8 protein-coding genes and 1 tRNA gene are annotated in these 6569 nt (G+C 65.7%); 2 read left to right on the top strand and 7 right to left on the bottom strand.

The window, feature by feature from the left end; translation table 11 throughout:
• Nucleotides 1–205 (top strand): hypothetical protein (locus AO501_RS37840; RefSeq protein ID WP_197419800.1); only part of this gene is annotated, 205 nt, incomplete at its 5' end.
• Between the two features lie 26 nt (nt 206–231).
• Here AO501_RS37840 and AO501_RS08880 read toward each other — a convergent pair.
• On the bottom strand, nt 232–1185 hold the full coding sequence (locus AO501_RS08880) for an alpha/beta fold hydrolase (protein ID WP_055577373.1): 954 nt from the start codon (nt 1183–1185) through the stop codon (nt 232–234).
• A 76-nt stretch (nt 1186–1261) separates the two neighbouring features.
• Nucleotides 1262–1335: transfer RNA gene (locus AO501_RS08875), tRNA-Met, on the bottom strand.
• 152 nt (nt 1336–1487) lie between these two features.
• Between AO501_RS08875 and AO501_RS08870 the strand changes: the two genes are divergently transcribed.
• The gene (locus AO501_RS08870) at nt 1488–2693 is read left to right on the top strand and encodes an RtcB family protein (protein ID WP_055577372.1); all 1206 of its coding nucleotides are present in this window, start codon (nt 1488–1490) and stop codon (nt 2691–2693) included.
• Here AO501_RS08870 and AO501_RS08865 read toward each other — a convergent pair.
• The 5 genes from AO501_RS08865 to AO501_RS08845 are packed head-to-tail and all read right to left on the bottom strand — an operon-like array spanning nt 2680 to nt 6556.
• The gene (locus AO501_RS08865; protein WP_055577371.1) at nt 2680–4209 is read right to left on the bottom strand and encodes a UbiD family decarboxylase; all 1530 of its coding nucleotides are present in this window, start codon (nt 4207–4209) and stop codon (nt 2680–2682) included. The genes AO501_RS08870 and AO501_RS08865 overlap by 14 nt on opposite strands.
• Nucleotides 4181–4771, bottom strand: coding sequence for a UbiX family flavin prenyltransferase (locus tag AO501_RS08860; RefSeq protein ID WP_055577370.1), 591 nt, complete (start codon nt 4769–4771; stop codon nt 4181–4183). Before AO501_RS08860 ends, AO501_RS08865 begins: the two co-directional genes overlap by 29 nt.
• Nucleotides 4759–5223, bottom strand: coding sequence for a hypothetical protein (locus tag AO501_RS08855; protein ID WP_055577381.1), 465 nt, complete (start codon nt 5221–5223; stop codon nt 4759–4761). The genes AO501_RS08860 and AO501_RS08855 overlap by 13 nt, the downstream gene beginning before the upstream one ends.
• Before the next feature lie 11 nt (nt 5224–5234).
• Nucleotides 5235–5906, bottom strand: a complete 672-nt coding sequence (locus tag AO501_RS08850; RefSeq protein ID WP_055577369.1) for a nitroreductase family protein — start codon at nt 5904–5906, stop codon at nt 5235–5237.
• Nucleotides 5906–6556, bottom strand: a complete 651-nt coding sequence (locus AO501_RS08845) for an HD domain-containing protein (RefSeq protein ID WP_055577368.1) — start codon at nt 6554–6556, stop codon at nt 5906–5908. Before AO501_RS08845 ends, AO501_RS08850 begins: the two co-directional genes overlap by 1 nt.
• Between the last annotated feature and the right edge of the window lie 13 nt (nt 6557–6569).

Raw genomic sequence — 6569 nt, 5'->3', positions numbered from 1 at the left:
CGGCGTAGGACGCGGAACCTCCGGTGCCTCCGGCTCCCGCGGCGCCGGCACAGCCGGTGCCGGTGGGGGGACGGGTGGCCCCGGTGCCAACAATGGCGGTTTCCCCAACGCGGGAGGTCACGGCGGCACTGTCGGGGTCGGAGGCTTCGGCGGCTCAGGCTGGGCCAACGCGGTCACTAATGACGGCGGCAACGGGCAGGTCTGACATCGGCGGCCACGGCGCCGCCGGGGCTACGGCCCAGGCTGCGTGCTTGGACCGATGAATTCCACCCCGGCGCGAATAGCCGGGCGGTGGCGCAGGATTCGGTAATGCGCCAAGCGGCCGAGCCCTTGGGTGGTCATGAATTGTGCGCCTTGCCACGCGGTGGCCAGGCGCTCGGTGGCGGCGTAGGGGCTGTCCGGGTCGTCGGGGTCGTGGATCAGGAGCAATGGTGGGTAATTGGCTCGCCGACCGATCCGCGTCATGTTCGTCTCTTCCAGCGGCATATCGATTCGTTTTTCCAGTCGACGGTGCAGGCCCGCGCGGATCCGGCGACCGAAGCCATGGCGTGCGGCGAACCAGTCGAGATAGAGCGGAAAATCGCCCATTGGCGCCAATAAGACCAAGCGCCCTACGGGTGCGCCCTGGGCCGCCGCCAACGCAGTCGCGTTGGCTCCGAGTGAGTGAGCCACCACCGCGTGGGCGGGCCCGTGGGTCTCGATCATGGCCGCGATCGCGTCGGCGCACTCGGTGGCGGTAGTACGCCCGGGCGCAAGCTCACCTGGATCAGATTCGTTGTGGCTGGGCAGGTCGAACGCGACGACTCGATACCCCGCCTCGACCAGCGGTTTGACGAAGATGGCCAGATGCGCGCGCTGGCCGCCCCAGCCGTGTACCAGATATATCGGCGGTCCCTCGCCCCATTCCTCACCAGCGACCCGGTGCCCATCCCAATACGCTTCCACTGGCCTGCCCGGGGACACCCCCGGTGGCATGCGCAGAGCCGACTCGAGAACAGGTGGGGTGCACCATAACTCGACCGCCCACCGTGATCCCAAAGCGGGCGCGAAGCGCTCGAGGAACCAGAAAAGTCGGCGCACTCTGGCATCGACCGGCGGAAGGACTCCGGAGCCGTTGACATCGAGCGGGGCAATCTCGCCGGCCTCCGCTTGTGCCGACACCGGTCCACGAACTCCTTCAGTCATCAATCGCGATCGTAGAGTGTTCCCAATCAGCATGAAAATGGCCCCCAGGCTTGCGCCTGAGGGCCATCCCACTTTGTAGCGGGGACAGGATTCGAACCTGCGACCTCTGGGTTATGAGCCCAGCGAGCTACCGAGCTGCTCCACCCCGCGTCGGTAAACGCAAGGTTACCCAACGCGTGGGGACCTCTCCAAATCGCGCCCTCACCAGCACTGATACTCCGAACCCGGGCCAAAATCCGTTGCAACGCGACCGCAGTGGGAATACCGTCCCAACCGCCACATCACCGTTCAAGGAGACCGTCATGCCCGAACAGCTCGGGCCCAAGCTGCTCAACTTCGCCACCGACATCGCCGGCAACACCGTCGAGCAGGCCAAGGTCACCGCGTCGATGCCGTTCGTGCACCCGCACGTCTCACTGATGCCCGACGCGCACCTGGGCAAGGGCTCGGCCGTCGGCACCGTCATCCCCACCCGGGGGGCGGTCATCCCGGCGGCGGTCGGCGTCGACATCGGCTGCGGCATGGTCGCGGCCAAGACCCGCTTCACCGACCAGGACCTGGCGGCAAAGTTCGGGGGCGACTACCGCCCCAAGCTGTCGGCACTCAGACAACTCGTCGAAGACGCCATCCCGCTCTCCCCCGGCAACTACAACAAGACCCTGCAACGGTTTTTGTTCACCGCGCGCAAGCACGACGAGCTGCTCAAGCTGCAGCAAGAACTGGACGTTGACCTGTCGCACAGCCCAAAGTGGATGCAGCAGTTAGGATCTCTCGGCGGCGGCAACCACTTCATCGAACTGTGCCTGGACACCGACGGCACCGTCTGGTTGTTCCTGCACAGCGGCTCCCGCGGCGTCGGCAACAAGATTGCTCAGCGTCACATCAAGATCGCCCTGGACCAGTGCACGGCCGACCCACAGGTCAAGCTGCCCAACCGCGATCTGGCCTACCTGCGGGAGGGCACACCCGAATTCGACCGCTACATCAAGGATCTGAAGTGGGCGCAGCGTTTCGCCTACCTGAACCGGTCCGAGATGATGGACCGGTTCATCCACGTGTTCGCGGAGTGGATCGGCGCACAGGCACAACGCGTGGAGATCGAGCGCATCAACACCCACCACAACTACACGGTGCCGACCACCATCCAAGGCGAAACCGTCTGGCTTACCCGCAAGGGCGCGATCGACGCCACCGAAGGCAAGCTGGGCATCATTCCCGGCTCGATGGGCACCCGCTCATACATCGTGCGGGGCAAGGGAAACGCCGACGGTCTGTGGTCTGCTCCGCACGGGGCCGGCCGCCGGTTCAGCAGGACCAAGGCCAAGGAGCTGTTCACCGAACAGGATCTGGCGACCGCGATGCGCGGGATCGAGTACCGGCACGGTAAGCAGTGGATCGACGAGATCCCCCAGGCCTACAAAGACATCGACCAGGTCATGGTCGATGCCGCATCCCTGGTCGAGGTGGTGACGTCGCTGCGGCAGATCATGAACGTCAAGGGGACGTGAGCCGCTGCATCGTCAGCAGTTCCCGGTGCCGATCGTCCAGGTAGGGAATGCCGATCCCGTATTCCTCCCACCGGGCGGCGACGATCGACTCCAGCTCCGGGTCGATCGTGTTGAGCGCCGGATAATGCCGACCACCCCACTCCGGCCTCGGCTCGAAATCCCAACTGCGGGTGGCGTCGATGAGCACCCGGGTCCACTCCCCTCCGCCGGAGTTCGACTTCTGCGGCGGGGTCGAGGGATCCAGCGGTGAGCCGAGAGTTGTTCCGTAGCAGACGATGTCGCCGAGCCCGGCATTCACCCGGTACGCCATGGCCCAGTCCAGCGCGGCGGGGTCGCGAATGTCGACGTCCTCCTCGACGACAATGACGTGCTTGTAGAACCAGACCGATCCGCCGCTGCCCCACAGCGCCGCGGCGACCTGCTGCGCGTGACCGCGGTAGGCCTTGCGGATCTGCACCGCGATGTGGGTGCCGTTGGACACCGGCGACATCCACACATCGGTGACACCGCTGATCCCGTTGTCTTCCAACATGTTCCACACGATCGCCGAGCGTGCGTAGTTGACCATGGCGTCCTCGTTGAGGAAGCCGGGGCGGATTCCCTCGGGCGTGCCGCGCAGCACCGGGTCGTTGCGGTGGGTGATCCGGGTGACCCGCAGCACGGGCGCCGGCGCGGGATGCCCGTCCAGGTATCCCGGGTACTCCGCGAAGGGGCCCTCGTCCATGAAGGTTTCGGGGTCGGGATCAATGAATCCCTCGACGACGATCTCGGCGCTGGCCGGCACATGCAGCGGCACGGTCTCGCACGCCACCAGGTCGACCGGTCGCCCCAGCAGGGCGCCCATCATGTCCCACTCGCACACCTCCTTCGGGAACGGACTGCCGGCGCAGAACGGCAATACGTCGTGCCAGCCGTAGACGACGGCCACCGGCATCGGTTCCGGCTTGTACTGCTGAGCATGGCCGCCCCAGCCCTGACTGGGCACCATCAGCTTGGCGATCTTGTCCCGTCCGACGATCATGCCGCGATACACGCCGATGTTGTCGCGCCCGGTCACCCTGTCCTCGGTGACCACGCCACAGAACGTGTCGATGTACCTACCCCCGTCCGCCGCATGCCATTTCGGCGCGGGAAACTGCCAGAGGTCGATGTCGTCACCCGCGACGATGTTCTCCTTGACCGGTCCGGTGTCGACAATGCGCGGCGGAATCGGTTGTCGGAAAGCGTCTTTCAGGCGGCGCACGATGGCGGCGTCGCTGGTGTCTGCGGGCAGCCCCAGCATCAATTGGATCTGACGCTGACTCCCGATCCCTGATGTCAGCAGTTTGGTGCACCGGGTGTCTTCGTGCCCGGCAATGTTCTCGAACAGCAATGCCGGCCCGCCGAGCGAAAGATTGGCCCGGGTAATCGCGCCGATCTCCTCGTTCCAGTCCACCCGCGCGACGATGCGGCGCAACTGGCCGGCGGCTTCCAGCGTGGCCAGCCAGCTACGCAGATCGGGGCTCGCGTCGCTCATGATTCGCGTGATCCTTCCAGCGTTTGATCAGGTCGTGTTCGATCCCGAGTTGGTCGATGACGCGGCCGACGACATAGTCGGTCATCTCCTCGATCGACGCGGGCCGCGCGTAGTACGACACCGTCGGCGGAAAGATCACCGCGCCGGCACGTGCCAGGTAATGCAGGTTCTCCAAATGAATCTCGCTCAGTGGCGCCTCGCGGGCCACCAGCACCAGCCTGCGTCGCTCCTTCAGCGTGACGTCGGCGGCGCGGGTGATGAGGTTGTCGCTGTAGCCGATTCGGATGGCGCTCAGCGTTTTCATGCTGCACGGGCAGACCACCATGCCGTCGGTGCGGAACGATCCACTGGAGATCCCGGCGGCGAGGTCGCGGGCACTGTAACTGTGCGAGGCGAGCCCGCGGACGTCGTTGACGCTGCGATCGGTCTCGAGCTTGATGGTTGCGCGCGCCCAGTCACTGAGGATCAGGTGCGTCTCGACCCCCAACTCCCCCAGCACTTCCAGGAGACGAACCCCGATCGGAGCGCCGGTCGCGCCCGTCATTGCGATTACGAGGCGCATGATCGCACCCCCTCCCGGCGGCTCAGCCCGACGAGGATGAGCACCACGGAAGTCAGGAAGGCGTACCGCATCCCACGAAAGCCGAACAGTACGAATCGTTCCTGGCCGCGGCTCCCGGAATTACCCTGCGACAGAATCGGGTTGGCGGCAGCGGTGCCCAGCGCGGCCCCGAGCGTGGTGAACAGCCAGTTGCCGTAGGTGCCGTAGAGCAACGTCCACCGCGCGACCGCCGCCACCGGACCCGGTAGGCCGATATGACCCCAGCCGGCACCGAGCGCGACCAGGAAGGTGCCGTTCATCACGCCTTCCAGGTGCGCGGACAAGGCCATGCGCATGTTGGTGAAGCGCCGCTCCTGCGTGCCGGTCACCAGTCCGATCAGGAACAGAAAGATGCCGTGCCGAATCAGTGCACGGTCGGTTACGCCGTCTCGATCTCGGCCTTGAGTAGCCATGCTTCCTTCTCTCACGCCGCGGGCCACAATGGCTGCGGCACTTCGATACCGAATGGCGCATCCCAGTGGTTGCGCGATGAAACCTCCTGCACGGGGCGCCGATTGGCTGCGACACCCCACCTGCCCAGTGGGTAGCCGAGGGCCAGCATCGCCGACATGGTCCAGCCTTCCCCGACTGGCACGCCGAGCAACTCGTTCACCTTGTCGGCGAAGTTCCGCAGCACCATCGTCATGACTCCGCCGACACCCTCGGCGCGGGCAGCCAGCAGCGCGCTCCAGATGGCGGGGAAGATGTTGGCGCCGCCGAGATCGTCGATGGCGAACACGAACAGCAGCAGGGGAATTTCCTCGAAATGGTCGGCGAGGTAATCCCCCGAACCCTTGATCCGGCGCATGGTTTCGGCATGGGCGGCCGGGTCCGCGCCCGGCGCCGGTGCCACCATCGGCCCCGTCCCGGTGCTGAACTTCTCGTATTCGATGGCGCGGGCCGCCCGGAACAGTTGCGCGAACTCGGCTTTGAGCTTTGGAGCGTCCACCGCCACGAAGTGCCAGCGTTGGGTGTTGCCACCGTTGGGGGCGCGGACGGCAGCATCCAGAATGCGGGCCTGGGTATCCAGCGGAATGGGATCGGGCCGTAGCCGCCGCATCATTCTGGTGGTGTAGAGCGCTTCGTAGATGTCCATCACTCGGCCCACCGGTTGCCCAGGATGATGTCGACGAAGTTTTCCCGCTGGAACGTCGGGTCGAAGTGCGCCAGCACGTCGTCGTTCATGGTGCCGAAGGTGCTGTCGGGCCGGTGCTTCATGCCCTCGTTGAAGGCGGCGATGATGCGGTTCTTGAAGTCCGGCCGAGGGTGTGCCGCGGTGACCGCGTCCAGCGCCTCGGGCGCCAGGTCATCGCGACCCATGCCCAGCACGTCGGTCTCGACACCGGCTGTGACCAAGGCGATTTCGGGGTCCAGGAACTCCGGAACGCCCGGCGTGGTGTGCAAGGCGATGCCCAGCCACACCTTTCGGGCATCGGCCGGGTCGTAACCGCGCTCCAGCAGGAAGTCGCGCGCCGCGTTGGCGCCGTCGACTTCGAAGCGCAGCATCGACGTGCGGTAACGCTCGGTAAGGCCGATGTCGTGAAACATCGCCCCCACGTACAGCAATTCGAGGTCGGGTTGCAGACCCAGCCGGCGCCCCTGCAGGGCGCCGAACAGAAAGACCCGCCGGGAGTGGTCGAAGAGCAGATCATCTTCGGCGGCGCGGATGTAGTCGGTGACCTCACGGACCAGTGGCGTGTCCGGGATGGCGATGCCGGCAGTGGTTTCTATCGATTGAGTGTTCATGCGGTCAGTCTGC

Source organism: Mycobacterium gordonae, assembly GCF_001417955.2.
Lineage (GTDB): Bacteria > Actinomycetota > Actinomycetes > Mycobacteriales > Mycobacteriaceae > Mycobacterium > Mycobacterium gordonae_B.
Note: the sequence above shows the minus strand (reverse complement) of the source record. Positions and strands in the feature narration are given on the sequence as shown.

Coding starts and splice junctions, on each gene's coding strand:
- AO501_RS08845 (WP_055577368.1), bottom strand. CDS start 6,556: ATGAACACTCAATCGATAGAAACCACTGCCGGCATCGCCATCCCGGAC.
- AO501_RS08855 (WP_055577381.1), bottom strand. CDS start 5,223: ATGGCTACTCAAGGCCGAGATCGAGACGGCGTAACCGACCGTGCACTG.
- AO501_RS08870 (WP_055577372.1), top strand. CDS start 1,488: ATGCCCGAACAGCTCGGGCCCAAGCTGCTCAACTTCGCCACCGACATC.
- AO501_RS08850 (WP_055577369.1), bottom strand. CDS start 5,906: ATGGACATCTACGAAGCGCTCTACACCACCAGAATGATGCGGCGGCTA.
- AO501_RS08880 (WP_055577373.1), bottom strand. CDS start 1,185: ATGACTGAAGGAGTTCGTGGACCGGTGTCGGCACAAGCGGAGGCCGGC.
- AO501_RS08860 (WP_055577370.1), bottom strand. CDS start 4,771: ATGCGCCTCGTAATCGCAATGACGGGCGCGACCGGCGCTCCGATCGGG.
- AO501_RS08865 (WP_055577371.1), bottom strand. CDS start 4,209: ATGAGCGACGCGAGCCCCGATCTGCGTAGCTGGCTGGCCACGCTGGAA.